The sequence below is a fragment of the Nitrospirillum goiasense genome, from assembly GCF_034427435.1.
Taxonomy (GTDB): Bacteria; Pseudomonadota; Alphaproteobacteria; order Azospirillales; family Azospirillaceae; genus Nitrospirillum.
Genome location: NZ_JAXQNP010000004.1, coordinates 825,465 through 850,451 on the forward strand (window position 1 = coordinate 825,465; position 24,987 = coordinate 850,451).

The window sequence follows — 24,987 nt, forward strand, 5'->3', positions numbered from 1 at the left end:
AAGGGGCCGGCTTAATAACCGGGGCTTCATAGTGAGAGCGAGGAGAGAGGGTGACGGACAAAGCCATGCGGGGGCCGGGGCGGCCCCGATCAGACCAGGCGCGGGACGCCATCCTGGACGCCGCCTTCCAATTGCTGGAGGAAAACGGTCTGGAACGGTTCACCATCGAGGGGGTGGCCGCCCGTTCCGGCACGGCGAAGACGACGATTTACCGCTGGTGGCCCGGCAAGGGGGCCCTGGCCATGGAAGCGCTGCTGGCCCATGCGGAGCTGACGGTGCCCACCCCCAGCACGACCTCGGCGGTGGCCGACCTGCGCACCATGCTGCAAGGCATCGCCCGCAGCTTCGCCGGCGCCACCGGCCGGGTGGTGGCCAGCATCGTGCTGGCTGGGCAAAACGATCCCGCCACCTTGAAGGTTTACCATGAAAAGGTGGTGGAGCCGCGGCGCCAGCGCCTGCGCGACCTCATCGAGCGGGGCAAGCGCAATGGTGAGTTCCGCAGCGACCTGCATGTCGAAACGCTGGTGGAGGCGATGTACGGCGCGCTCTATACCCGCCTGCTGATTCGCTTCAGCCCACTGGACGAACCGGGCTGGATGGACCGGCACATTAGCCAGTTGCTGGAGGGGGCCCTGCCCCGTCCGCTGTGTGACCGCAAGGCGTGATATCCATAAAGGGGCGCGGACTCGACGGAAGCCCGCGCCCCTTTATCATGCCGTCTAGCCGGTATCAGGCCGCCAGCGCCTTGTGGGCCGGGGCCACGGCATCGCGGGCGGGACGCCGCCCCCGCTCCGCCGCCTGGTTGCGCAAGGCCACCAGGGCGCGGGCCCAATCGCCCAGTTCATCCCCCCGCTCCGCCGCGGCCATGACCGCGCGCAAATCGTCGTTGCCGGCCCCGAGCCAGCGCGCCAGCGGGCGGCGCAGCACCAGCAGCAGGAACAGGGCGCCCGCCATCAAGGCGCCCGTCATGCCCAGCACCGCGTCCCAGGCAGAAAGGCGGTCAGCCTGCGCCCGCAGGCGACCGGCGTCCGCCGCCAGGCTGTCCATCTCCAGCCCGCGCGCGGTGATGAAGGATTGGGCCAAAGTGTCGGCCTGGGCGTCCGCCGGGCCCACCCGGGTGCGCAGCCGCGCCAGGGCATCGGCCTCGTCACCCGTCCGCACCGCCGTCACCAAGCCGGTCATTTCCGTGAGCGCCTGGGCCTGGGGCGCCAGGAACGCCGCGTCGGCGGCGTGGTCGCGCAGGGCGGTGAGCATGCCGGCCATTTCCGTCAGCCGCGATGAGGCGCGCTGCACGAAGGCGCCGCGATCGGCCCCCGGCTCCAGCAGCGTGTTCAGGGCGTCGCGCTGAACCGCGCGGCTGAGGGCCCGCACATCGGCGGCCTGCACCAGAACGGTGCGCGCCTGATCCAGGGAAAGGGCTACCCGGGCTGTCCGGTCCTGACTCATCTGGCCGGCGGACACAAGGACGCCACCCAGGGCGGCAATTCCGATGACGGGCAACAACAACTGGACCTTCAGGCGCATTTCTCTAATCCCCCGGATCGTTCACGGTCCCGCAGGGCCTAACGCCCCGGGACAAACCACCTCGCTTGCTGGAAATTCAACCAACGGCATCCGAATGACACCGCCAGCCTCTCCTACAGACATGAGCAGAATGCATCCTGACCGGGAGGTCAATCAGTATTGACCCGTATAACCCAACGGTCAGATCGCCTTTTAATCGGCGGGAGATGGCGTAGTACGGGGGGCCGACGGTGTGCAGTGCGTCATATACATAGTGACCGCGTCGATCATTCGTTAATATATCGTTAAGTACTTGCAAGACTGACAGGGTATGTGGCCGGCGAATGCTGGCCGTCCCTGTGGCATCCGCGCCGCAGCAGGCCAGCCATCCGCAGGGCGCCTGCGCCCAACCCTTTTCACTCCGCACTGCGGAAGTGATATGGTCCGCGCCGTTCGATGGGCGCCGATTGGGGCGCGATAGGGGACCGGAAGGCCAATGGCCGACAAGCAGCGACTGTTCATCACCGGGGCGACGGGATTCGTCGGCGCGGCCGTGGCCCGTGTGGCCCTGGCCCGCGGCCATGACGTCACGGTCCTGAAGCGGCCCGCCACCCCGCCCACCAACCTGGCCGGCCTGGACGTGCGCGTGGTGGAGGGCGACCTGAACGACCGCGCCAGCCTGGCGCGCGGGATGGCGGGGGCGGATGCGCTGCTGCATGTGGCGGCCGATTACCGCCTGTGGGCGCCCAACCCGGAAGAGATCGTCCAGAACAACCTGCGCGGCACCCGCGCCATCATGGAACTGGCGCTGGAACACCGCCTGCGCCGTGTCGTCTACACCAGCAGCGTCGCGGTGCTAGCGCCGCGCACCGACGGCGTGGCGGTGGACGAACGCGCGGTGATGGCACCGGACGCCGCCATTGGCGCCTACAAGCGCAGCAAGATCCTGGCGGAACAGGCCGTGCTGGACATGGTGGCGAAGGATGGCCTGCCCGCCGTCATCGTCAACCCATCCACCCCCATCGGCCCCCGCGACCTGCGCCCCACCCCCACCGGCCGCATCATCGTGGAGGCCGCGACCGGCAAGATGCCGGCCTTCGTCGACACCGGCCTGAACCTGGTGCATGTGGACGACGTGGCCGAGGGCCATTTGCTGGCCTTCGAGAAGGGCCGGGTGGGCGAGCGCTACATCCTGGGCGGGCAGGACGTTTCCTTGCAGCAGATGCTGGCTGACATCGCCCGCCTGGTGGGGCGCAAGCCGCCCACAGTGGCGGTGCCGCGCGGCCTGATCCTGCCCATCGCCGTGGTGGCGGAGGCCGTGGCCAAGATCACCAAGCGGGAACCGTTCGTGACCGTGGACGGCCTGCGCATGTCGAAGTACCGCATGTTCTTTTCCTCGGCCAAGGCCGAGGCCGAGCTGGGCTATACCGCCCGTCCCTATGGCGAGGCCCTGGCCGACGCCCTCACCTGGTTCAAGACCGCGGGGTATCTTGCATGAGCCTGATTTTCCTCATCGGCGTCATCGGCCTGGCGGTTTGGGTGGTCCTGGTCTTCGCCCGGGGCTTGTTCTGGCTGGGGCTGGAACGGGACGACATGGCGCTGGCGCCGGCCAACAAGCCGGGGCAACTGCCCAGTGGCCCCACGGTGAGCCATGGCGGGCTGGAAGGCGGCTGGCCGTCCGTCACCGCCGTCATCCCGGCCCGTAACGAGGCCGACGGCATCGCCCAAGTCATCGCGTCGCTCGGCGCGCAGGACTATCCCGGCCATCTCAGCATCGTGCTGGTCGACGACGGCAGCGACGACGGCACGGCCGATCTGGCCCGCCACGCGGCGGAAACGTCCGGCTCCACCGCCACGCTCACCGTTCTGACGGGGGCGGAGCTGGCGCCCGGCTGGACGGGCAAGCTGTGGGCCGTGCGCCAGGGCATCAATCATGCCCAGGAAGGCGACTTCCCGCCCGATTACCTGTGGCTGACCGATGCCGACATCGCCTACGCCCCCGACACGCTGACCCGCCTGGTCACCCGCGCCCAGACGGAAAACCGCGTGCTGGTCAGCCTGATGGCCAAGCTGCGCTGCCAAAGCTGGGCGGAGAAGGCCTTCATCCCGGCCTTCATCTATTTCTTCCAGATGCTGTACCCCTTCGGCCGGGTGAACGACAGCGGCTCCACCGTCGCGGCGGCCGCCGGCGGCTGCATGCTGGTGGACCGCCAGGCGCTGGCCCGCGCCGGCGGCATCGACAGCATCCGCGACGCCCTGATCGACGATTGCGCCCTGGGCCGCCGCCTGAAGACCCAAGGGTCCATCTGGCTGGGCCTCAGCGACCGCGCCGTCAGCCTGCGCGCCTATGACAAGGTGGACGACATCCGCCGCATGGTCATCCGCAGCGCCTACGCGCAGTTGAACTATTCCCCGGTGCTGCTGGCGGGCACCGTCCTGGGCATGCTGCTGACTTATGTGGCGCCGGTGCTGCTGGCCCTGTTCGACCGGGAGGCGGCGGGCATCTTCGGCGCGCTGGCGGTAGGTTTGATGCTGGCCAGCTTCGCGCCCATCCAGGCGTTCTATCGCCTGTCGCCTATGCGGGCCGTCACCTTGCCGCTGATCGGCATCGTCTATACCGTGTGGACCGTGGACAGCGCGGTCCAGCATTGGATGGGCCGTGGCGGCATGTGGAAGGGGCGCGCCCAAGCCCAGCATGTGCAGTCCGCCCCGCCACCGGCGGACCAGGCAGGTGCAGGCCAGAACGGAAACACCACCCCATGACGGCAGCCAACCACCGCACCGGCAAGGGCCACAAGGACGAGAACTTTCCCGTCGCCTCGCTGATCATCCGCCAGGACGCGCGCGCGCCCGTCATGGCCTACTACGCCTTCGCCCGGGTGGCCGACGACGTGTCGGACAGCCCCGTGCTGGCGCCGGACATGAAGCTGAAGCTGCTGGACGCCATGGGCGCCAGCCTGCGCGGCGAGCGGGAGAACGAGCCCGAGGCCGTGGCCCTGCGCGAGGTGCTGCGCCAGCGCGGCCTGTCCGACCAGCACGCCCAGGATCTGTTGATCGCCTTCCGCCGCGACGTCACCCAACTGCGCTATCGCGACTGGGACGACCTGATGGACTATTGCCGGTATTCCGCCATGCCGGTGGGCCGCTATGTCCTGGATGTGCATGGTGAAAGCCGGGACACTTGGCCAGCGTCGGACGCGCTGTGCGCCGCCTTGCAGGTCATCAACCACCTGCAGGATTGCGGCAAGGACAAGAAGGCGCTGGACCGCGTCTACATCCCCCTGCCCCTGCTCATCGCCGGGGACCTGACCCCCGACGTGCTGCTGGAACCGCAGGCGCCGCCCGCCTTGCTGGACATCATCCGCCACTTGGCGAAGCGCACCGACGCCCTGCTCGACCAGGCGGAGCCGCTGGCCAGCCAGGTTGCCGACCTGCGCCTGGCCATCGAGGTGGCCATCATCCAGCGCCTGGCCCGCCGCCTGGTGCGCCTGCTGTTGATCCGCGATCCCTTGTCAGACCGGGTGCACCTGAGCAAGATGGAGACGCTGTGCATCGCCGCGCGCGCCACCCTGTCCACCCTGTGGCAGCGGCTGATCGGCGGCACCCGCGCGGTGCCGGTGGGGAAAAAGCCATGAGCGCCGCCGCCGAGATGCCCGACAGCAATCCCAACCTCCCGGGCCAGAACGAAACCGCGGCCAAATCCGCCAGCGGCAGCTCGTTCTATACCGCCATGCGTGTCCTGCCGCCGGCGGAACGCGACGCCATGTTCCACATCTACGCCTTCTGCCGGGCAGTGGACGACATCGCCGATGGCGACGACCCGACCATAGCCGCCACCAAGGCGGCGCGGCGCGAGGCGCTGGACCTGTGGCGGCGTGACATCGCCGCCGTCTGCCAGGGCCAGGGCCCCGCCAAGCTGGCCGGCCTGCAGGCCGCCACACAGCGCTTCGGCCTGCGGCACGAGGATTTCATCGCCGTCATCGACGGCATGCAGATGGACCTGGACGCCGACATCCAGGCGCCGGACATGGCGACCCTGGACCTGTACTGCGACCGGGTAGCCAGCGCCGTGGGGCGCCTGTCCGTCCGCGTCTTCGGCATGCCGGAGGATAGCGGCATCGCCCTGTCCCATCACCTGGGCCGCGCCCTGCAGCTCACCAACGTGCTGCGCGACGTGGATGAGGACGCGGCCATCAACCGGCTGTACCTGCCGGCCGAGTTGCTGCGCCGGCACGGCATCACCGCCACCGATCCCGCCACGGTCGTGGCCGACCCGCGCATCGACGGCGTGGCCCGCGACCTGGCGGTGCGCGCCGCCGAGCATTTCCGCGAGGCCGACCGCCTGCTGGCGGCCGCCCCCCGCCGCGCCGCCCGGGCCCCGCGCCTGATGCGCGACGTGTACAAGGTGTACCTGGACCGCCTGCTGGTGCGCGGCTGGGCCGGCGACCGCCCCAAGGTGCGTATCGCCAAGCCGCACCTGCTGTGGATCGTGCTGAAGGCTTTCCTGTTCTGATGACCATCCCCGTTCCATCCCCCGGGCCGACCGTCCACGTCATCGGCGCCGGCCTGGCCGGCTTGGCCTCGGCCGTGCGCCTGACCCAGGCGGGGCGCCGCGTGCGCCTGTATGAGGCGGCGGCCCAGGCCGGCGGCCGCTGCCGCTCCTACGATGAGCCCAACCTGGGCATCCGCATCGACAACGGCAGCCACCTGCTGGTCAGCGGCAACCACGCCGCCATGGCCTATCTGCGCGCCACCCACGCCCCCGGGCAGGAGCCGGCGCTGGAGAAGGTGGAGTACCGGTTCTGGGACGGCGCCACCGGCCGACGCTGGCAGGTCCGCCCCAACGACGGCAAGTTGCCGTGGTGGGCCCTGGTGCCGTCGCGCCGCGTACCCGGCACCAAGGCCGTCGATTACCTGGCCGGCCTGAAGCTGATGCGGGCCGATCCGCTGGCGCCCATCGGCGAGGTGCTGGCCTGCTCAGGCACCGCCTGGGAGACCTTTTTCCGCCCCGTGCTGCTGGCCGCCCTGAACACCGAGCCGGAGCAGTCGGCCGCCGGGCTGGCCGGCGCCATCATCCGCGAGACCCTGGCCCAAGGCGGGGCGGCCTACCAGCCGCTGCTGGCCAGCGGCGGCCTGTCGCCGGTCTTTGTCGACCCGGCCCTGGACTGGCTGGCCCGCAATGGCGCGGACATCGTTTGGCGCCGCCGGTTGCGTGCCCTCACCCGCGTGGACCAAGTGGTCACGGCTCTTGATTTCGGAACCGAAACGATTGAGCTGAAGCCTGAGGATCGCGTGGTTCTGGCGGTGCCGGCCTGGGTCGCGGCCGATCTGCTGCCCGGCCTGACGACGCCGACGGAACACCGCTCCATCCTGAACGTTCACTTCCGGCTGGACCGGCCGGCGGGCATGCCCCGGATGACGGGCATGATCAACACCGTGGGCGAATGGGCCTTCGCCTACGACGACCATGTGTCGGTGACCGTCAGCGGCGCCGATCGCCTGATGGAGTCGGACCGGGAGGAGACGGCCCGCACCATCTGGGGCGAGATCGCGGCCTTGGCCGGCCTCGCCCCCGCGACACCTTTGCCGCCGTGGCAGGTGGTGAAGGAGAAGCGGGCCACCTTTGCCGCACTGCCAGAACAGGCAAAGCGTCGCCCGAATGCAACGGCCGCCGGAAAAAACCTTGCACTGGCAGGGGATTGGACCGCTACCGGGTTGCCATCAACCATAGAAGGCGCCATACGTTCGGGATTCACCGCTGCGGATGCGATCCTGACCGCACGGTGAGTTGCCTGAGCATTTCAGGCATGAGCCAAGGGTGTGCGCCAGCGCACAGCCCGGCTTGGCGTTTATTGAATCATCCCGCTTCAGGTTAAGTCGCGTTCGTAGAGGTCGCTTGGTCATGGATGTTCGTATGGAAGCCGGTTTCGTCGGCACTGGTGCCGGCACGGCCCGTGTCAGCGAAGGGGCGTTGCAGCGGTCGATCGACCGCGCCGCCCGCGTCCTGATGGACCGCCAGGCGGCGGACGGCCACTGGGTTTTCGACCTGGAGGCCGACGCCACCATCCCCGCCGAATACATCCTGTTGAAGCATCACCTGGGTGAGGAACCGGATCCGGAGATCGCGCGCCGCATCGGCAACTACCTGCGCCGCATCCAGGGCAGCCATGGCGGCTGGCCGCTGTTCCACAACGGCGCCTTCAACATCAGCGCCAGCGTGAAGGCCTACTTCGCGCTGAAGGCCATCGGCGACGACATCGACGCCCCGCACATGGCCCGCGCCCGCCAGGCCATCCGCGACAACGGTGGGGCCGCGGCCAGCAACGTCTTCACCCGCATCATGCTGGCCCAGTTCGGCGCCGTGCCGTGGACCGCCGTCCCGGTGATGCCGGTGGAAATCATGCTGCTGCCGAAGTGGTTCCCCTTCCACCTGACCAAGATCAGCTATTGGGCGCGCACCGTCATCGTGCCGCTGCTGATCCTGATGGCGCTCAAGTCCAAGGCCAAGAACCCGCGCAACCTGCGCATTGATGAGCTGTTCCTGGTCCCCGCCGACCATGTGAAGTCCTGGCCCAAGGCGCCGCATGTGAAAAAGCCGTGGGGCGAAATCTTCGGCGTCATCGACCGCGTGCTGCGCGTGGTCCAGCCTTACTTCCCCAAGAAGAGCCGGGACAAGGCCATCGAGAAGGCCGTCGCCTTCGTGCGGGAGCGCCTGAATGGCGAGGATGGCCTGGGCGCCATCTATCCCGCCATGGCCAACACCGTCATGATGTTCGACCTGCTGGGCTGGTCGCCCAAGCACCCCGAGGTCGCCACCGCCCGCTATGCCATCGAGAAGCTGCTGGTCATCGATGAGGCGCGGGACGAGGCCTTCTGCCAGCCCTGCGTCAGCCCCGTCTGGGACACCAGCCTGCTGTGCCACGCCCTGCTGGAGGTGGGCACGGATGAGGCGCTGGCCCGCACCGGCCAGGCCCTGGAATGGCTGAAGGGTGAACAGGTGCTGGACGTCAAGGGCGACTGGGCGGATCAGCGCCCGGATGTGCGCCCCGGCGGCTGGGCCTTCCAGTACGGCAACGACCATTACCCCGACCTGGACGACACCGCCGTAGTGGTGATGGCGTTCAACCGCGCCCAGCCGCAACTGGCCGCCGCAGGCCTGCCCGCGGACTACGACATGACGGTGGCCCGCGGCGCGGAATGGGTGGAGGGGCTGCAAAGCCGCAACGGCGGCTGGGGCGCCTTCGACGCCGACAACACCCATTATTACCTAAATTACATCCCCTTCTCCGACCACGGTGCCCTGCTGGACCCGCCGACCTCCGACGTCACCGGCCGCTGCCTGGGCATGATGGCCCAGCTGGGCGCCGACAAGGACGGCCGGGCGATGAAGGAAGGCGTGGAGTACCTGCTGAAGGAGCAGGAAAAGGACGGCAGCTGGTTCGGCCGTTGGGGCGTCAATTACATCTACGGCACCTGGTCGGCCCTGAACGGCCTGAACGCCGCCGGCCTGTCCCCGGACCACCCGGCCATGAAGCGGGCGGTGGACTGGCTGGTGCAGATCCAGAACCCCGACGGCGGCTGGGGCGAGGATTGCGAAAGCTACGCCCTGGATTACAGCGGCTACCAGCCCTTCCCCTCCACCGCATCGCAGACGGCGTGGGCCCTGCTGGGCCTGATGGCGGCCGGCGCCGTGGAGCACCCGGCCGTGGCGCGCGGCATCGACTGGCTGACGCGCAACCAGGGTGAGGACGGCCTGTGGAAGGAAGAGTATTACAGCGGCGGCGGCTTCCCCCGCATCTTCTACCTGCGCTATCACGGCTATTCGAAATACTTCCCCCTGTGGGCCATGGCGCGCTATCGCAACCTGTCCAACAGCAACAGCAAGCTGGTCAGTGTCGGCCTGTAATGCCGACGGCATAGGCCGCGACTGCGGCCGCCGGAGCGAGCACCGTAGGGCGGAGCGAGGAAGCCGAGGCCGCGGATGTGGCCGCCCGGCACTTGAGGTGCGGTATAACAAAGGGGACGCCTGTAAAAGGCCCTTTTTAAAACTGTAAATCGCCGCGACTGCGGGTAATAAAGACGCCTGGAAGGTCCACCTTCCAGGCGTTTTGCTTGGGCGTTCGGGAAAGTATCATGGGTCAGGCTCAGCGGCGCGTCATGGCGCGCCCCATCATCGTCGTCACCGGGTTGAAGCGTGAGGCGGACATCGCCCGGGCGCGGGGCTGGCTACCGCTGGTCAGCGCCGGCGACCTTGAACGGACGGAGCGGGAGTTGACGGCCCATGCCCCAGGCGCCTGTGGCTTCTTAAGCTTTGGCCTGGCCGGCGGGCTGCAGCCGGGCCTGGCGCCCGGCACCCTGGTCATCGCCAACCGCATCGTCACCGACGGCGGCGATTTCCTGCCCGACGCGGCCTGGACGACGGGACTGGCCGACGCCCTGCCCCACGCCATGGTGGCACCGGTGGCGGGCCAGGAACGCATCATTAACAACGTGGCCGGCAAGCAGGCGCTTTACGCCGCGACCGGAGCGGCGGTGGTCGACACCGAATCCCAGATCGCGGCCCGGGTGGGGGCCCGCTTCGGCGTGCCGGTGGCGGTGCTGCGCGCCGTGTGCGATCCAGCCCACATGACCCTGCCGGACGCGGCCATGGCCCCCCTGAAACGCAACGGGACGCCGGACCCGTTCCGGATCCTGGCGTCCCTGTGGCGTCAGCCGGGCCAGATCCCGCAACTGATGCGGCTGGCCCGGGATTCCGAGGCGGCGTTTAAGGCCTTACTCGGCGGCTTTGCTGGCGTCGCGCGCGCGGATGTCAGCCAGCGCCTTCTCGACATGACGTGAGAAGACGAACTCGGCCGGGCGCTGGTTGGCCAGGCTGATCTCCGGCGCCATGTCGCCGGTGGTCTTGACGCCACGCAGGCCGACCCAAGCGGCCTTCAGCGGGTTGGTCAGGGTGTCGGTGACGGCGGTCGCCTCATAGCCGCAATGGACCATGCAGTCGGCGCACTTCTCATAGTTGCCGGTGCCGTACTTGTCCCAGTCCGTGTCCTCCATCAGCTCCTTGAAGGTCTTGGCATAGCCTTCGCCGAGGAGATAGCAGGGACGCTGCCAGCCAAAGTAGGTGCGGCAGGGGTTGCCCCACGGGGTGCAGTGGTATTCCTGGTTGCCGGCCAGGAAGTCCAGGAACATGGTCGACTGGTTGAAGCGCCAGTTCTTGCCGCCGTTGCCGCGCTTGAAGACCTCGCGGAACAGGTTCTTGGTCGCGGTGCGGTTCAGGAAATGCTGCTGGTCGGGCGCGCGCTCATAGGCGTAGCCCGGCGAGACAGTGATGCCTTCCACGCCCATTTCCATGACGCTGTCGAAGAAGCGGGCCACGCGCTCCGGATCGGCGTCGTTGAAGAAGGTGCAGTTGATGCTGACGCGGAAGCCGCGATCCTTCGCCGCCTTGATGGCCGCGACGGCGCGGTCGTAGGTCCCCTTCTGGCAGACCGACTTGTCGTGCGCCTCGCGGTCACCGTCCAGGTGCACCGACCAGGTGAAGTAGGGGCTGGGCTTGAACAGGTCCAGCTTCTTTTCCATCAGCAGCGCGTTGGTGCAGAGGATAGCGTACTTCTTCTTGGCGATGATGCCTTCGACCATCTGGTCGATTTCTTTGTGCAGCAGCGGCTCACCGCCGGCGATCACCACCACGGGCGCGCCGCACTCGTCCACCGCCGACAGGCAATCCTCCAGCGGCAGGCGCTGGTTCAGGATTTCATCCGGATAGTCGATCTTGCCGCAGCCGGCACAGGCCAGGTTGCACCGGAACAGCGGTTCCAGCATGAGGACCAAGGGATAGCGCTTCACGCCCGTCAGCCGCTTCTTGAGAAGATACGAGCCGATACGGACGACCTGATGCAGCGGAATACCCATGCCTTCAATCTCCTTGAACCCCAGCGCCCTTAACCGCGGCGGCGCGGGTTGAAACATTTTCTCTACCGAATTGGCGGCCAAAAGACCACCAACGGGCGTGCGCGTCAGGCCAGCGTTTCAGGCAGGCGGAATTGAACCTCTTCCACGATGCCCGGCAATGTCGACAAATCAATGGGGGCCAAGCGCCGCAGCGCAGCGACCACACCGTCCACCAGTACTTCCGGCGCCGACGCGCCGGCAGTGACGCCCACCACACCACACCCCACCAGCCAGGCGGGATTGATAGCGTGTTCGTCAGGGACAAGGTAGCTGGGCACGCCCAGTTCCTCACCAATTTCCCGCAGGCGGTTCGAATTGGAACTATTTGGCGACCCAACCACCAGGATAAGGTCGGCCACCTTGGCCAATTCACGCACCGCCGCCTGCCGATTCTGCGTGGCGTAGCAGATATCCTTGGTTTCCGGCCCCACGATATCGGCGAATCGGCCCTTCAGCGCGCCGATGACACAGCGCGTATCATCCACGCTGAGCGTCGTCTGCGTGACGTAGGCGATGGGGGTGTCCGGCGCCAGCGGCAAGGCCTTCACGTCATCGACACTGGACACCAGGTAGGTGTGCCCCGGTATCTGGCCAAGGGTGCCTTCCACCTCGGCATGGCCGGCGTGGCCGATCAGGATGACGGTCCGGCCCTGCGCCACATAGCGCTTGCCTTCCAGATGCACCTTGGACACCAGCGGGCAGGTCGCGTCGATGACGCGCAGTTCCCGCGCCTCCGCCTCCCTTTCCACCGCCAGGGAAACGCCGTGGGCGCTGAAAATGGTCAGCGAACCGGCGGGCACCTCCGCCAGGTCTTCGACAAAGCGGGCGCCCTTGGCCCGCAGACTTTCAACCACGTGCTGGTTATGGACAATCTCATGCCGCACATAAACGGGTGCGCCGTGGCGTTCCAGCGCTCGTTCGACGATGTCGATGGCGCGGATCACTCCGGCGCAGAAGCCCCGCGGCTGAGCGAGAACTACCTGCATTGCGGAAACCCCTGGAAGGCAAACCCCAAGTCCATCATCCGGATTGGACCCGCAGAGGCGCCCTACTTGAACATGTTAGCGATACCAACAGTCCCCCACCGGGCATCGCCCGCCAGGTCCATATTGGCTACGGATGGTAAAACCGACCCCCCGCCCCGATCGAACACCGGGGATTGATACCCGTGCCAATCGAATCCGCTACCGCCCTATGGTCACGCCAGACTTGCACAAAATTTAGGACGTGCCAATGCGCCACAATTGCTTGAGCGAACCACCGTTCATGTGTGGCATCGCGGCAACGGGTGGCCTAGACCTTGAGGGCAGCATCTTTAGTAGATGAGAATGGGGAACATCTTCCTGGCGGCGCGCGGAAGCAGAATTCGACGGGTCGATTTCGCGTAATGACACGCGGCAGGACGACGCGGACGCAACAAAGCACCGCGTGCGGCGCAACCATCGCCGCCTTGAATGGGACCCTGCCCCGACGTGCATGATGCTTGATCTCCGCCATCGCAGCCGGAACGATGGCGGAAGAAATTGACATAAACCCTGTCGCGCCAGGCACCGACACCGTAGAACAGTCGCGAGACACATGCGGATCGGCCCCGGCAGCGGCCCGTTCCACCCCAGGCCCGATGGCCTCCCTCCCCCAGGGAGGGCCGCCGGGCCCCATTCCCGTTTCCGTGGTTCCCAGAGGAGAACACCCCCCGTGTTTACCGTACGGCCCCCCGCTTTCCGCCCCGCCGCCCGCCGCCTGGCCCTGGGCCTGTTGGCCCTGGCCGGCGCCGCCCTGGCGCCGCTGCTGGCCCCCGCCCCGGCGGAAGCGCACGCCATCGTCATCGACAGCAACCCCAAGGTGAACGACACGCTGGGCGTGGGCGGCAACATCCTGAAGGTGCATTTCAACAGCCGAATCGACCGCGCCCGGTCCAAGCTGACCATCATTGCCGCCGACAAGACCGAAGTGCCGGTGACCATGACCGCCAGCCCGGATGACGAGACGCTGACCGGCCAGGTCACCCTGTCCACCATCGGCAGCTTCAAGCTGCGCTGGCAGGTGCTGGCCGTCGACGGGCACACCACCCGGGGCGACATCCCCTTCACCGTGATCCAGCCGTAATCGGGGCCTGCCGCTCGTGGATACCCTTGTCGATATTTTCGGTTACCTGACCGTCGTCCTGAACGGCATCAACCTGGTGGCCATGACCATGGCCTTCGGCAGCGTGCTGTTCCTGACCTGCCTGGCGCTGCCGCTGGCCTCCCAGCTCAAGCTGTCCGGCGAGGCGGTGGCGGACGCCGGCGCGCGCTACGCCCGCTGGGGTGGCATCGCCACGGCCATCGCCACCCTGTCGTCACTGACGCTGAACGCGCTGGTGCTGTCCGGCACACTGGACATGCCGGTGCTGGAGGTGGCGGGCGCCTTCTTCATCGAGGCCGGCATCGTCCAGACCCTGGCGGCCATCGCCATCGTCGTGGCGGCCCGCGGCCACATGACCCGCCCCCGCGTCGCCGTGCTGACGGCCCTGGCCCTGGTGATGCTGGTCGCCTCGCTGGCCACCAGCCATGCGGCGGCGCGGCCGGGTGAGCGGGTGTGGATGCTGCTGGCGACCTTCTCGCACATCCTGGGCGCCGGCCTGTGGCTGGGTGGGCTGCCGGCCTTCCTGTCGTCGCTGGGCCAGGCCCAGTCCCGCGACGAGGGGGCCGCCATCGGCCAGCGCTACAGCCTGATGTCCATCACCGGCGTCATCCTGATCGTGCTGGGCGCCATCGGCATCAGCATCGGCTTCATCGGCGGGCTGCAAGGCTTCTACGGCACCGCCTACGGCGCCATGGCGGCCACCAAGGGCGTCATGCTGGGCATCCTGCTGCTGCTGGGGCTGGGCAATTTCCGCACCATCCGCCGCTTCGCCGCCGGCCAGGGCGAAAGCCTGACCCGCGTGCGCCGCTTCGTGGAGGTGGAGATCGCCTTCGCCATCGCCATCCTGCTGGCGGCCGGGTCCATCACCTCGCAGCCACCGGCCATCGACCTCACCGACGACCGCGCCAGTTGGGCGGAGGTGGTGGAGCGCCTGACCCCCATCATCCCGCCACGCCTGGAGAGCCCCAGCCACGACAGCCTGGCCATCCCCGCCCTGCAGGAGAAGCTGGACAAGGAATGGCGGGACCAGCAGGCCAGCAACCGGCCCCAGGCCTTCGTGCCGGGCGCCGGCGAGCTGCCCCCCGCAACGCCGATGACATCGCCTGGTCGGAATACAACCACCACTGGGCGGGCCTGGTGGTCCTGCTGGTGGGCCTGTTCGCGCTGCTGGAACGGGCGGGGGTGCGCTGGGCCAAGCACTGGCCCCTGCTGTTCCTGATCCTGGCCGGCTTCCTGTTCCTGCGCTCCGACCCGGAAACCTGGCCCATGGGCAATGTCGGCTTCTGGGACAGCTTCCGCGATCCGGAGGTGGTGCAGCACCGCACCTTCGTCGTGCTGATCGTCGCCTTCACCATCTTCGAATGGGGGGTGCGCACCGGGCGGTGGAAGAACCAGGCCCTGGCCCTGGTCTTCCCCGTGCTGACCACGGTGGGCGGCGACCTGCTGCTGACCCACAACCACGCCATCAGCAACATCAAGGAACAGCTGCTGATCGAACTCAGCCACCTGTTCCTGGCGGTGCTGGGCGTGGCGGCGGGGGCGGCCCGCTGGCTGCAGATCCGGGGCACGGGACGCGACGCGCGCTGGGCCGGCTGGATTTGGCCCACCTGCTTCGTGCTGGTCGGCCTGCTGTTGCTGGCCTACCGCGAAGCCTGATATCTACATAAGCACATGAGCAAGAAAGGGCGCCGGGAAACCGGCGCCCTTTTGGCGTGTTCGATAAGGGGATTCGGGACATGGCGCGCGCCGGAGGAACGATGGGTCTGAACGACCGTGTGGCCCAACTGGTGGCCGCCTGTTGCCGCCGCTGGCAGCTGACCCTGCTGGCCGGCCTGATCCTGGGGGCGGCGGCCTGCTTCCATGTCGCCACCCATTTCGCCATCGACACCGACGCCGTGAAGCTGCTGTCGCCGCAATTGGCCTGGCGCCAGCGCGAGATCGCCTTTGACAAGCTGTATCCGCAAAAGGTGCAGCAGACCGCCATCGTCATCGATGGCGTGACACCGGAGCTGGCGGAGCGGGGCGCCCGCCTGCTGGCCGAGGCCCTGCGCAAACGCACCGACGTGGTGCGCAACGTCTTCCGCCCCGACGGCGGCCCCTATTTCGACCATGAAGGCCTGATGCTGCTGCCCACGGCGGAGGTGCAGTCCACCATGCAGTCGCTGATCCAGGCGCAGCCCCTGCTGGGCCCGCTGGCGGCGGACCCATCGGCACGCGGCCTGCTGGACACCCTGGGCACCTACCTGCAAGGCGTCAGCTATGGCCAGGCCAAGCTGGAGGATCTTCAGCGCCCCTTCGACGCCCTGTCGGGGACGCTGGAGGCGGCGACGCAGGGCCACATGGCGCCCCTGAACTGGCGTGGCCTGGTGTCGGGCCAGCCCCCCAACCCCATGGAACTGCGCCGCTTCATCCTGGTGCAGCCGGTGCTGGACTTCAACGACCTGCAACCCGGCGCCATGGCGTCGGACGCCATTCGCGGCACCGCCAAGCAACTGGGCCTGACGCCGGAAAACGGCGTGCGCGTCCGCCTGACGGGCGAGGTGCCCATGGCGGATGAGGAGTTCGGCACCCTGGGTGAAGGGGCGGCGTTCAACGGCGCCCTGACGGGCGTCGCTGTGCTGGTGCTGCTGTGGCTGGCGGTGAAATCCTTCCGCATCGTGGGCGCCATCCTGGTCACCGTGGTCATCGGCCTGGCCGTGTCCGCCGCCTTCGGCCTGATCGCCACCGGCCCGTTCAACCTGCTGTCCATCGCCTTCATCGTGCTGTTCGTCGGCCTGGGCGTGGATTTCGGCATCCAGTTCTCCGTCCGGTACCGCGCGGACCGCCTGGCCCACGACGGCTTGGCCGAGGCTCTGACCGCCGCCGGTCGCGGTGTGGGCCGGGGGCTGACCATCGCGGCGGCGGCCACCGCCGCCGGCTTCCTGGCCTTCCTGCCCACCGATTACCGGGGCGTGTCGCAGTTGGGCATCATCGCCGGCGTGGGCATGGGCGTGGCCTTCCTGCTGTCCGTCACCTTCCTGCCGGCCCTGCTGATGCTGCTGCGCCCCAAGGGGGAGCATGTGGAGGTGGGGTACAAGGCGCTGGCACCGCTGGATCGCCTGGTGCAGCACCGCCGCCGCTGGGTGCTGGCGGCCTCGGCCGTGGTGGCCGTGGCCTGCGCCGCCCTGCTGCCGCGCCTATCCTTCGACTTCAACCCGCTGAACCTGCGCAGCCCCAAAACGGAAGCCGTGTCCGTGGTGCTGGAGCTGATGAAGGACCCGCTGTTCACGCCCAACACCATCGACGTGCTGGCCAAGTCCGAGGATGAGGCGCGCGCGCTGGCCGAGAAGCTGTCCACGCTGCCGGAGGTGGCGCAGGCCATCACCCTCAGCGACTACATCCCCACCGACCAGGACGCCAAGCTGGCGGCCATCTCCGACGCCGCCATGCTGATCGGCCCCAGCCTGGCGCCGACCGAGGTGCGTCCGGCCCCGAGCATCGAGGACGTGCGCCAGTCCATGACCGCCGCCGTGGCCGCCCTGGACAAGCTGGCGCCCGACGCCGCCACCCCGGGCGGCGCTTCCGCCCTGCGCTTCAAGAAGGCGCTGGAGGGGGCCCTGGCCGCCCCGGCGGAAAAGGTGGTGCCCGTCTTCCAGCGGGCGGTGGAGCCGGGCCTGCAGACCATGCTGGCCCAGGTGAACGACAGCCTGCAAGCGACCCCCGTCACCTTCAAGGACCTGCCGGAGGACCTGAAGCGCGATTGGGTGGCGGCGGACGGTCAGGCCCGCATCTCCGTCTTCCCCAAGGGGGACAGCAACGACAACCAGGTGCTGAAGCGCTTCGTGAAGGCGGTGCGCACCATCGCCCCCGACGCCACCGGCACGCCCATCAGCATCCAGGAAAGCAGCGCCACCATCATCCACGCCTTCCTGCAGGCGGGCATCCTGGCGGTGATCCTGGTGACCATCCTGCTGGCCGTCACCCTGCGGAATGTGGTCGATGTGCTGAAGACCCTGGCACCGCTGGCGCTGGCGGCGCTGCTGACCCTGGCCGCCGCCATCCTGGCGGGCAAGCCCATCAACTTCGCCAACATCATCGCCCTGCCGCTGCTGTTCGGCATCGGCACCGCCTTCAACATCTATTACGTCATGGCCTGGCGGCAAGGTCTAACCAACCCCCTGACCTCCAGCCTGACCCGGGCCACCATCCTGTCGGCGCTGACCACCGGCACCGCCTTCGGCAGCCTGTGGACCAGCCACCACCCCGGCACCGCCAGCATGGGCGAACTGCTGGTGTTCTCGCTGACCAGCATCCTGGTCACCGCCCTGCTGTTCCTGCCGGCCCTGCTGGGCCCGCCCAAAACCCCGGCGGAATAATTTACGGGTGGGATGTCGGCGGCGGCGGCCGCTGGCCGTCCTTGAGGGAGAGGCGCATCGTCAGCCCGCGCCTTTCCCCAGAAGAAGGACGAGGACATGCCCACCATCACCCCCTTCCTGTGGTTCGACACCCAGGCGGAAGACGCGGCCCGATTCTACGTCAGCGTCTTCCCCAACTCACGCATCACCACCGTCAGCCATTATGGCGAGGGCGGCCCCCGCCCCGCCGGTCTGGTCATGACCGTGGCCTTCGAACTGGACGGCAAGCCCTTCATCGCCCTGAACGGCGGCCCTCATTGGAAGATCAACGAGGCCATCTCCTTGCTCATCGACTGCGCCGACCAGGCGGAAGTCGACCGCTATTGGGAGGCGCTGACCGCCGATGGCGGCAAGACCCACGCCTGTGGCTGGCTGACCGACAAGTTCGGCGTCACCTGGCAGGTCGTCCCCACTGGCTTCATCGAGCTGGTCACCAGCCCGGACCCGGTCATCGCCGCCCGCGCCATGGCCGCCATGCAGCAGATGATCAAGCTGGACATCGGCGCCCTGCGCCAGGCCGTCGACGGCTGAGACAAAAAGCGAAAGGGCGGCCCAGATGGACCGCCCCGGCGTCTGGTGCCTGGCTCATCCCCTCACCAGCGGCACGAGAGTGCGTCTCGTGCCGCTACAGCCCGCGACGGCGGGCGCCGGAGATTTCCGGGGAGCCGAAGGCGAACTGGAAATCGAGGACGAGGACGCGGATGCGTACTCTCTAGAACAAGTGCCGGAACAGCCAGAACAGGCCGCCGGCCAGGGCGATGGAGGCCGGCAGGGTCAGCACCCAGGCCATGGCCATGTTGCGCACCGTGGACCATTGCAGGCCGGAGCCGTTGGCCGCCATGGTGCCGGCCACGCCGGACGACAGGACGTGGGTGGTGCTGACCGGCAGGCCGAAGGCGTCGGCGGCACCGATGGTGGCCATGGCCACCAGCTCGGCCGAGGCGCCCTGGCCGTAGGTCAGGTGCTCCTTGCCGATCTTCTCCCCCACCGTCACCACGATGCGCTTCCAGCCCACCATGGTGCCCAGGCCCAGGGCAATGGCCACCCCCACCTTCACCCACGTCGGGATGAAGCGGGTGGCGTGGTCATAGCGGCCCAGCAGTTCCTTCAGCACCGGCTGGTCGGCGGCGGCGATGGCGGGATCGCCCTTCTTCTGGATGAGGCGCAGGGCCTCCGCCGACAGGTAGATGTCGTTGCGGACGTTGCGCACCTTTTCCTGCGGCACCTGGTCCACCGAGCCATAGGCCCGGATCTGGTCGGCGATGCTGGCCGTCAGGTCGTGGATGCCGCCCAGGGTGCTGTCGGTCAGGGTGCGGGTACGGACGAAATCCTCCACCGCCGCGCGCGGGTCCGCCGGCGTTTCCTTGACATAGTGGCTCAGCACGTCGCTGGCGCGGTCGAAGGTGGCGATGTAGGCGGGGGTATCGTGAATGGTGACGGCGCGGTTCAGGGCGTAGGCGGTGGGGACCGTGCCGATCAGGATCAGCATGATCAGGCCCATGCCCTTCTGCCCGTCGTTGGAGCCGTGGGCGAAGCTGACGCCGGAGCAGGTGAGGACCAGCAGCCCGCGAATCCAAGATGGCGGGGCCTTGTTGCCCTCAGGCGCCGTGAACAGCTTCTTGTCCTTGATCAGGGTGCGCATGATGACCAGCAGGGCGGCGGAGCAGAGGAAGCCCACCAGCGGCGACAGGATCAGCGACCAGCCGATCTTGGTGGCCTGGCCCCAGTCGACGCCGCTGGTCGCGGTGCCGGAGGTGGCCATCAGCTGGTTCATCAGGCCGACGCCGATGATGGATCCGATCAGGGTGTGGGAACTGGAGGAGGGCAAGCCCAGATACCAGGTGCCCAGGTTCCAGATGATGGCCGCGATCAGCAGCGAGAACACCATGGCGAAGCCGGCGTCGCTGCCCACCTGCAGGATCAGTTCCACCGGCAGCAGCGAGACGATGCCGAAGGCCACCGCCCCGGTGGAGAACAGCACGCCGGCGAAGTTGCACAGGCCCGACCACACCACCGCCACGTTGGCCGGCAGGGAGTGGGTGTAGATCACCGTGGCCACGGCGTTGGCCGTGTCGTGGAAGCCGTTCACGAACTCGAAGCCCAGCGCGATCAGCAAGGCCACGCCCAGCAGCACGAAGGGCAGGACCGAATGGGCGTCGACCCCGCTGAGGTCGCTGACCAGGTTGACGGCCATATAGCCCAGGCCCACGGCCATCAGGGCCAGGAACAGCAAGGTCCCATAGCGGGCAGCCGGTCCGCCGGCGGATGCGATGGGGGAATTCACGGCGTCCGTATGGGCCATGGCGCGGTCCTTCTTAAAAATGGGTCCGGAACCCTAAGGCGCGAGTCATGACAACTTTATGTCGCAAGCCCCATCTTTTGGTTAATAAACCTTGAGGATGGCAGCCGGCGCTCATCGGAGGCAATCGGGTAGGCGGGACTGAAAAAGCATGCCAGAACAAGGAGAAGCGTCTTTTGACCCCCGACCTGCCGGGACGGTTACGGTCTACCGTCCCTATCCGTTAAACGCGCAAATGAGTTGGATAAGATCGCGCAGATCACGAATATGAAACCGGGCATCGGCGCTCCACACAACGCCCGGACGCAGAATTTGCGCCGTGGGCATGCCCAGGCTATTGCCCGCCGCGATTTCCGAGTCCGGGTTATCCCCCACGACCAGGGCTTGCGCGGCCGACACGCCGGTTTCCGCCAACAGCCTTTGGAACAATCCGGCCTTGCCGGGATGCCCCGCCTCGTCGATAGCGTCGACGTGGATGCCCTTGAAGTACACGGACAGTCCCAGCGCCCGTACCTTGCTCTCCTGCAGGCGACGGAAGCCGGAAGTAACGAGGTAGAGCGGCAGGTCAAATTCCCCCAAGAGGGCCAGGTCACCGTAATCAGCCATTGCGCCCGTCACCTCCAGGGCCGCCGTGGCCGTCCACGCCACTTGGTGCATGGCGGCACTGAAGCCATGGGTACGGCTGACCCAATCCAGGGGATGGCGCCAAATGTCGGCGAAGGCCGCCGCCAAGGCGGAGGGGGACAGGGTGTCGTCGTTGGCCGCCGTGATGGCGTCAAACACCGGCCGCATCCGCTCAACACCAATGCCGTCGGCCGGCGCAAGGCAATTATCCAGGTCGAAGATGATGGTGCGAATCATACCGTGGCACTCCCCATTTCGAACGGCAGCTTGGGACAGCGCTGTCCCCTGATCAACGGCATTCGTGCCGGTACCAGGACATGACTGATCAGAACAGGTGACGGAACAGCCAGAACAAGCCGCCGGCCAGGACGATGGAGGCCGGCAGGGTCAGCACCCAGGCCATGGCCATGTTGCGCACCGTGGACCATTGCAGACCGGAGCCATTGGCCGCCATGGTGCCGGCCACGCCGGACGACAGGACGTGGGTGGTGCTGACCGGCAGGCCGAAGGCGTCGGCGGCACCGATGGTGGCCATGGCCACCAACTCGGCGGAGGCACCCTGACCGTAGGTCAGGTGTTCCTTGCCGATCTTCTCCCCCACCGTCACCACGATGCGCTTCCAGCCCACCATGGTGCCCAGGCCCAACGCGATGGCCACACCCACCTTGACCCAGATGGGGATGTAGCGGGTGGCGTGGTCGTAGCGGCCCAGCAGTTCCTTAAGCACCTGGCGCTCATCATCGCTGAGCATGGCCCCGCCCTGCTTCTGCAGGCGTCGCAACGCTTCGGCCGAGAGGTACATGTCGTTGCGCATCGTGCCCTGGACCACGCCGGACAAGGCGCCGGAAAAGCGCAACTGGTCGGCGATGCTGGCCGTCAGTTCGCGCAGGCCGCCCAGCGTGGCGCTGGTCAGGGTGCCGGTACGGACATAGTCCTCCACCACCGCGCGGGGGTCGGCGGGCATGCGGTCGACATGGCGGCCCAGCACATCGCCGGCGCGGTCGAAGGTGGCGATGTAGGCGGGGGTATCGGCGGCGGTGATGGCCCGGTTGAGGCCATAGGCGGCCGGCATGGTGCCGATCAGGATCAGCATGATCAGGCCCATGCCCTTCTGCCCGTCGTTGGAGCCATGGGCGAAGCTGACGCCGGAACAGGTGAGGACCAACAGGCCCCGAATCCACGCCGGCGGCGGCCTGCGCCCGGCGGGCGCCTTGAACAGCGCCTTATCCTTGATCAGGCCGCGCATGGCCAGCAAGAGCAAGGCCGAGCAGGCGAACCCCACGACGGGGGAAATCAGCAGCGTCTGGATCACCTTGCTGGCCTGGCCCCAATCAACGCCGCTGGCATTGGTGCCGGGGGCAGCCATCAACTGGTTCATCAGCCCGACGCCGATGATGGAACCGATCAGGGTGTGGGAGCTGGAGGACGGCAGGCCCAGGTACCAGGTGCCCAGGTTCCACAGCACGGCGGCGATCAGCAAGGCGAAAACCATGGCGAACCCCGCCCCGGCCCCGACCTGAAGGATCAGCTCCACCGGCAACAAGGAAACGATGCCATAGGCGACGGCGCCGGTGGAGAACAGCACCCCGGCGAAGTTGCAGAGGCCGGACCAAACCACCGCAGCGGCCGGCGGCAGAGAGTGGGTGTAGATCACCGTCGCCACGGCGTTGGCGGTGTCATGGAAGCCGTTGACGAACTCGAACCCCAGGGCGATCAGCAGGGCCGCGCCCAACAACACCAGGGGCAAGGCGGAGAGCGCGTCCAGGCCGCGCAAATCGCTGAGCAGGTTGAGGGCGACATAGCCGAGCCCCACCCCCAGCAGCAGCAGAAAGGCCCAGGTGCCCAGCCGACCGGCGGGGGCGAGTGACGGTACCGCTGTGGTGGCGTGGGTGGCGTCGATATGCGCCATGAAGGCTTTCCTTAGGCTTTCCGCTTAATCTTTTTGCGAGCGCAACTTTTAAGACAGATCGCGCGGATGGCGACTGTGATAGCGCGGCGGAGCGTTTCGGGAAAGCCTGGACGCAACCGGTCTGGTCATAGGTGGGCTGTAGTCTGTGCGGGCGCGGGCGGTACGCCTCATGGGCGTCAGGCTTTGGCCTTGCGCAGGGTGGTCCAGGCCACCAGGCCCGGCAGGAAAACCACCAGGTCACGCAGGCGGCGGGCGGCGGCCAGCGCCAGGGCGGTGGGCGCGTCCAGGCCAAGCGCGCCGCCCAGCAGCAGGAACGCGCCCTCCTGAACGCCAAGGGCCCCTGGGACGACGAAGGCGGCGCTGCTGACAGCCTGGATCAGGCCCTCGATCACCAGCGCCTCCAGCAGGCCCATGGGGTGGCCCAGCGCCCAGAGGGCCAGCCAGATTTCCCCGGCGCCCAACGCCCAGCCCAGCAGCTGCCACAGGAAGCATCCGGTGATGGCGCCGGTGCGGCGGTACATGGCCTTGGAGGCGCGGTCGATGCGGGCGCTGTGCGCCATGATGCCGGCCAGACGGCCGGACGCCGCCTTGTCCAGCACGCCGGTGACCTTGGCGAACAGGCCGGCGCGCTGCACCAGGATGAACAGCGCGACCAGCGGCACCATGGCCAGCAGGCCCAGGGTGACCTGGCCGGCGATGCCGACGGGCCCCTTCAGCGCCACCAGCAGGCCCACCGCCAGCAGGGAAAAGCCCAACTGGCTGAGGATGGAAATGGCCATGTCCACCACCAGGCTGGCGGCGGCGGGGGCCACGCGCACCCCATCCAGGCGCAGGATGCGGAAGGAGACGATCTCCCCGCCGATGCGGGCCACGGGCAGCAGGCCGTTGACCGACTCGCGGATCCAGACGTTGCGGGCCATGGCCGCCAGCGAGGGCCGCTTGGCGCCCGGCAGCAGGACCTGCCAGGCGCGGGCGTTGGCCACCATGGGCACGGCATGGAAGAGGCCGGCGACGACAAGGCCCACGCCCGCCGTCTTCAGCAGGGCCCACAGGGCGCTGGTATCCTCGCGGGCGACCAGCGCCACGGCCAGGGCCAGGCCCAGCAGGGCGAACAGGCGGGCTGCCTTTTCCATGGGGATGCGGACCTATTCCAGGGTCAGGGGCAGATCGCGGAAACCGCCACGGGGGAAGGCGGCGGCCAGGGCGTTGACCTCGGGATCCAGCAGGGCCGCCAGTTCGTCCCGGTAGCGATATCCCGGGGCGCCGCCCGGCACATCATCGCTGGTGGCAGGGTGCAGATAGATTTCGGTGACACCGGCCGGCAGGCGGGCCAGGGCGCCGCGCAGTCGTTCCGCGGTGACGGCGCCCGTCCAGGCCAGGCCCAGCACCTGGTCCGGCGCGGCCAGGCCGGCGCGGCGCACCTTGGCGCGCAGCAGCTTGGCCCAGGGACCGGTGACGCGGTGCAGGCCCAAATCCACCTCCGGCGTCACCGCCCGGATGACCTCGGCCGGTTCCACCGGCACGCGCATGGCGCGCGCCCCGTGGCGGCGGGCGGCGTCCAGCAGGATGCGGCCCACGGTGGGGTGCAGGTGGTAATGCTTGTGGGCGTTGACGTGGTCCAGCGTCAGGCCGGTGCCGCGGAAGGCCTGGAACTGCGCCTCCACCTCCGCCGCGACCTGGGCCGCGACCTTGGGGCGGAAGAAAATGGACGCCCCCACCTTGGCCAGGTCGTTGCGGAACAGGCCATCGGGGCCCACCAGATCGGGAATACGGTCCGGCGGCAGGAAGGGCTTGCCGTCCACCAGCACGACATGCAGGCCCACCGCCAGGCTGGGCTGGGCATGGGCCAAGGCCACCGCCGCCTGGGCGGCGGCCCCCGCCACCATCAGGCTGGCGGCGGTCAGGATGCCGTTGAGGTGGGCGTCGATGACGGCGGCGTTGACGGCGGCCGACAGGCCGAAGTCATCCGCCGTAACGATCAGGCGCCGCCCCGATCCCCCATTGCTGGAGGTCGCGGCGGCGCCCGGCGTGGATACGGACATGGGAACGTGTGTCCTGAACCCGAGGTGATGGACCCCGCATTGATCCTTGGTGATTTCCCAACAAGGACCAATGCCGGCGGCGACTGCCGCCGCGCCGCTGTCGCGGCGTAAGCCAAGCCGGCGAAGCCGGCGCCCGGCGCTTGA

21 protein-coding genes are annotated in these 24,987 nt (G+C 68.1%); 13 read left to right on the plus strand and 8 right to left on the minus strand.

From position 1 onward, the window contains the following. The first annotated feature begins 50 nt into the window (after positions 1–50). Positions 51–665: a TetR/AcrR family transcriptional regulator gene (locus ULB03_RS25405; protein ID WP_322485871.1), complete on the plus strand. Its 615-nt coding sequence runs from the start codon at positions 51–53 to the stop codon at positions 663–665. 64 nt (positions 666–729) lie between these two features. Here ULB03_RS25405 and ULB03_RS25410 read toward each other — a convergent pair whose 3' ends face one another. Then, positions 730–1,524, minus strand: a complete 795-nt coding sequence (locus ULB03_RS25410; RefSeq protein ID WP_322485872.1) for a hypothetical protein — start codon at positions 1,522–1,524, stop codon at positions 730–732. Between the two features lie 475 nt (positions 1,525–1,999). Here ULB03_RS25410 and hpnA point away from each other — a divergent pair, with 475 nt between their 5' ends. From hpnA to ULB03_RS25445, 7 genes are all read left to right on the plus strand, one after another. Beyond that, entirely contained in the window at positions 2,000–3,001 is a 1,002-nt protein-coding gene (gene hpnA / locus ULB03_RS25415; RefSeq protein WP_322485873.1) for a hopanoid-associated sugar epimerase, read from the plus strand. Continuing rightward, on the plus strand, positions 2,998–4,266 hold the full coding sequence (locus tag ULB03_RS25420; RefSeq protein WP_322485874.1) for a glycosyltransferase: 1,269 nt from the start codon (positions 2,998–3,000) through the stop codon (positions 4,264–4,266). The genes hpnA and ULB03_RS25420 overlap by 4 nt, the downstream gene beginning before the upstream one ends. Beyond that, complete coding sequence (gene hpnC, locus ULB03_RS25425; RefSeq protein ID WP_322485875.1) at positions 4,263–5,138, plus strand: squalene synthase HpnC; 876 nt, start codon at positions 4,263–4,265, stop codon at positions 5,136–5,138. The genes ULB03_RS25420 and hpnC overlap by 4 nt, the downstream gene beginning before the upstream one ends. Further along, a complete protein-coding gene (gene hpnD / locus ULB03_RS25430) occupies positions 5,135–6,016 on the plus strand; it encodes a presqualene diphosphate synthase HpnD (RefSeq protein ID WP_322485876.1) in 882 nt (293 codons plus the stop codon). The genes hpnC and hpnD overlap by 4 nt, the downstream gene beginning before the upstream one ends. Continuing rightward, complete coding sequence (hpnE, locus tag ULB03_RS25435) at positions 6,016–7,290, plus strand: hydroxysqualene dehydroxylase HpnE (protein WP_322485877.1); 1,275 nt, start codon at positions 6,016–6,018, stop codon at positions 7,288–7,290. Before hpnD ends, hpnE begins: the two co-directional genes overlap by 1 nt. Positions 7,291–7,417: 127 nt before the next feature. After that, positions 7,418–9,409 (plus strand): squalene--hopene cyclase, encoded by a 1,992-nt coding sequence (shc, locus tag ULB03_RS25440; protein ID WP_322485878.1) that lies wholly within the window; start codon positions 7,418–7,420, stop codon positions 9,407–9,409. Positions 9,410–9,636: 227 nt separating this feature from the next. Next, positions 9,637–10,341: a phosphorylase family protein gene (locus ULB03_RS25445; RefSeq protein ID WP_322485879.1), complete on the plus strand. Its 705-nt coding sequence runs from the start codon at positions 9,637–9,639 to the stop codon at positions 10,339–10,341. Here ULB03_RS25445 and hpnH read toward each other — a convergent pair. Both hpnH and ispH read right to left on the minus strand, forming a co-directional pair. After that, the gene (gene hpnH / locus ULB03_RS25450) at positions 10,276–11,412 is read right to left on the minus strand and encodes an adenosyl-hopene transferase HpnH (protein ID WP_322485880.1); all 1,137 of its coding nucleotides are present in this window, start codon (positions 11,410–11,412) and stop codon (positions 10,276–10,278) included. The two genes, ULB03_RS25445 and hpnH, sit on opposite strands and share 66 nt — an antisense overlap. A gap of 104 nt (positions 11,413–11,516) precedes the next feature. Then, complete coding sequence (ispH, locus tag ULB03_RS25455) at positions 11,517–12,437, minus strand: 4-hydroxy-3-methylbut-2-enyl diphosphate reductase (RefSeq protein ID WP_322485881.1); 921 nt, start codon at positions 12,435–12,437, stop codon at positions 11,517–11,519. A 709-nt stretch (positions 12,438–13,146) separates the two neighbouring features. Here ispH and ULB03_RS25460 point away from each other — a divergent pair. The 5 genes from ULB03_RS25460 (at position 13,147) to ULB03_RS25480 (ending at position 18,500) form a co-directional block, all read left to right on the plus strand. After that, positions 13,147–13,557, plus strand: a complete 411-nt coding sequence (locus ULB03_RS25460) for a copper resistance CopC family protein (RefSeq protein WP_322485882.1) — start codon at positions 13,147–13,149, stop codon at positions 13,555–13,557. Between the two features lie 16 nt (positions 13,558–13,573). Beyond that, positions 13,574–14,794 (plus strand): CopD family protein, encoded by a 1,221-nt coding sequence (locus ULB03_RS25465; RefSeq protein ID WP_322485883.1) that lies wholly within the window; start codon positions 13,574–13,576, stop codon positions 14,792–14,794. Beyond that, a complete protein-coding gene (locus ULB03_RS25470; RefSeq protein ID WP_322485884.1) occupies positions 14,713–15,231 on the plus strand; it encodes a hypothetical protein in 519 nt (172 codons plus the stop codon). Before ULB03_RS25465 ends, ULB03_RS25470 begins: the two co-directional genes overlap by 82 nt. An 80-nt stretch (positions 15,232–15,311) precedes the next feature. Further along, the gene (locus tag ULB03_RS25475) at positions 15,312–17,930 is read left to right on the plus strand and encodes an MMPL family transporter (RefSeq protein ID WP_322485885.1); all 2,619 of its coding nucleotides are present in this window, start codon (positions 15,312–15,314) and stop codon (positions 17,928–17,930) included. Positions 17,931–18,026: 96 nt separating this feature from the next. Further along, positions 18,027–18,500, plus strand: a complete 474-nt coding sequence (locus tag ULB03_RS25480) for a VOC family protein (protein ID WP_322485886.1) — start codon at positions 18,027–18,029, stop codon at positions 18,498–18,500. A gap of 181 nt (positions 18,501–18,681) precedes the next feature. On the opposite strand, the gene ULB03_RS25485 is transcribed toward ULB03_RS25480, so the two are convergent. The 5 genes from ULB03_RS25485 to hpnK all read right to left on the minus strand — a co-directional run bounded on the left by ULB03_RS25485 (position 18,682) and on the right by hpnK (position 24,843). Then, positions 18,682–20,271 carry an inorganic phosphate transporter gene (locus tag ULB03_RS25485; RefSeq protein ID WP_322485887.1) on the minus strand — a complete coding sequence of 530 codons (1,590 nt, stop codon included), beginning with the start codon at positions 20,269–20,271 and terminating at the stop codon, positions 18,682–18,684. Positions 20,272–20,484: 213 nt separating this feature from the next. Next, positions 20,485–21,129: an HAD family hydrolase gene (locus ULB03_RS25490; RefSeq protein ID WP_322485888.1), complete on the minus strand. Its 645-nt coding sequence runs from the start codon at positions 21,127–21,129 to the stop codon at positions 20,485–20,487. Positions 21,130–21,217: 88 nt separating this feature from the next. Beyond that, on the minus strand, positions 21,218–22,801 hold the full coding sequence (locus ULB03_RS25495; protein ID WP_322485889.1) for an inorganic phosphate transporter: 1,584 nt from the start codon (positions 22,799–22,801) through the stop codon (positions 21,218–21,220). Between the two features lie 176 nt (positions 22,802–22,977). Continuing rightward, positions 22,978–23,934, minus strand: coding sequence for a lysylphosphatidylglycerol synthase domain-containing protein (locus tag ULB03_RS25500; RefSeq protein ID WP_322485890.1), 957 nt, complete (start codon positions 23,932–23,934; stop codon positions 22,978–22,980). A 12-nt stretch (positions 23,935–23,946) separates the two neighbouring features. After that, on the minus strand, positions 23,947–24,843 hold the full coding sequence (gene hpnK / locus ULB03_RS25505) for a hopanoid biosynthesis-associated protein HpnK (protein WP_322485891.1): 897 nt from the start codon (positions 24,841–24,843) through the stop codon (positions 23,947–23,949). Positions 24,844–24,987: the final 144 nt, after the last annotated feature.

Coding starts and splice junctions, on each gene's coding strand:
- hpnD (WP_322485876.1), top strand. CDS start 5,135: ATGAGCGCCGCCGCCGAGATGCCCGACAGCAATCCCAACCTCCCGGGC.
- ULB03_RS25475 (WP_322485885.1), top strand. CDS start 15,312: ATGGCGCGCGCCGGAGGAACGATGGGTCTGAACGACCGTGTGGCCCAA.
- hpnH (WP_322485880.1), bottom strand. CDS start 11,412: ATGGGTATTCCGCTGCATCAGGTCGTCCGTATCGGCTCGTATCTTCTC.
- hpnE (WP_322485877.1), top strand. CDS start 6,016: ATGACCATCCCCGTTCCATCCCCCGGGCCGACCGTCCACGTCATCGGC.
- ULB03_RS25420 (WP_322485874.1), top strand. CDS start 2,998: ATGAGCCTGATTTTCCTCATCGGCGTCATCGGCCTGGCGGTTTGGGTG.
- ULB03_RS25490 (WP_322485888.1), bottom strand. CDS start 21,129: ATGATTCGCACCATCATCTTCGACCTGGATAATTGCCTTGCGCCGGCC.
- hpnC (WP_322485875.1), top strand. CDS start 4,263: ATGACGGCAGCCAACCACCGCACCGGCAAGGGCCACAAGGACGAGAAC.
- ULB03_RS25495 (WP_322485889.1), bottom strand. CDS start 22,801: ATGGCGCATATCGACGCCACCCACGCCACCACAGCGGTACCGTCACTC.
- shc (WP_322485878.1), top strand. CDS start 7,418: ATGGAAGCCGGTTTCGTCGGCACTGGTGCCGGCACGGCCCGTGTCAGC.
- hpnK (WP_322485891.1), bottom strand. CDS start 24,843: ATGTCCGTATCCACGCCGGGCGCCGCCGCGACCTCCAGCAATGGGGGA.
- hpnA (WP_322485873.1), top strand. CDS start 2,000: ATGGCCGACAAGCAGCGACTGTTCATCACCGGGGCGACGGGATTCGTC.
- ULB03_RS25500 (WP_322485890.1), bottom strand. CDS start 23,934: ATGGAAAAGGCAGCCCGCCTGTTCGCCCTGCTGGGCCTGGCCCTGGCC.
- ULB03_RS25480 (WP_322485886.1), top strand. CDS start 18,027: ATGCCCACCATCACCCCCTTCCTGTGGTTCGACACCCAGGCGGAAGAC.
- ULB03_RS25485 (WP_322485887.1), bottom strand. CDS start 20,271: ATGGCCCATACGGACGCCGTGAATTCCCCCATCGCATCCGCCGGCGGA.
- ULB03_RS25445 (WP_322485879.1), top strand. CDS start 9,637: ATGGGTCAGGCTCAGCGGCGCGTCATGGCGCGCCCCATCATCGTCGTC.
- ULB03_RS25410 (WP_322485872.1), bottom strand. CDS start 1,524: ATGCGCCTGAAGGTCCAGTTGTTGTTGCCCGTCATCGGAATTGCCGCC.
- ispH (WP_322485881.1), bottom strand. CDS start 12,437: ATGCAGGTAGTTCTCGCTCAGCCGCGGGGCTTCTGCGCCGGAGTGATC.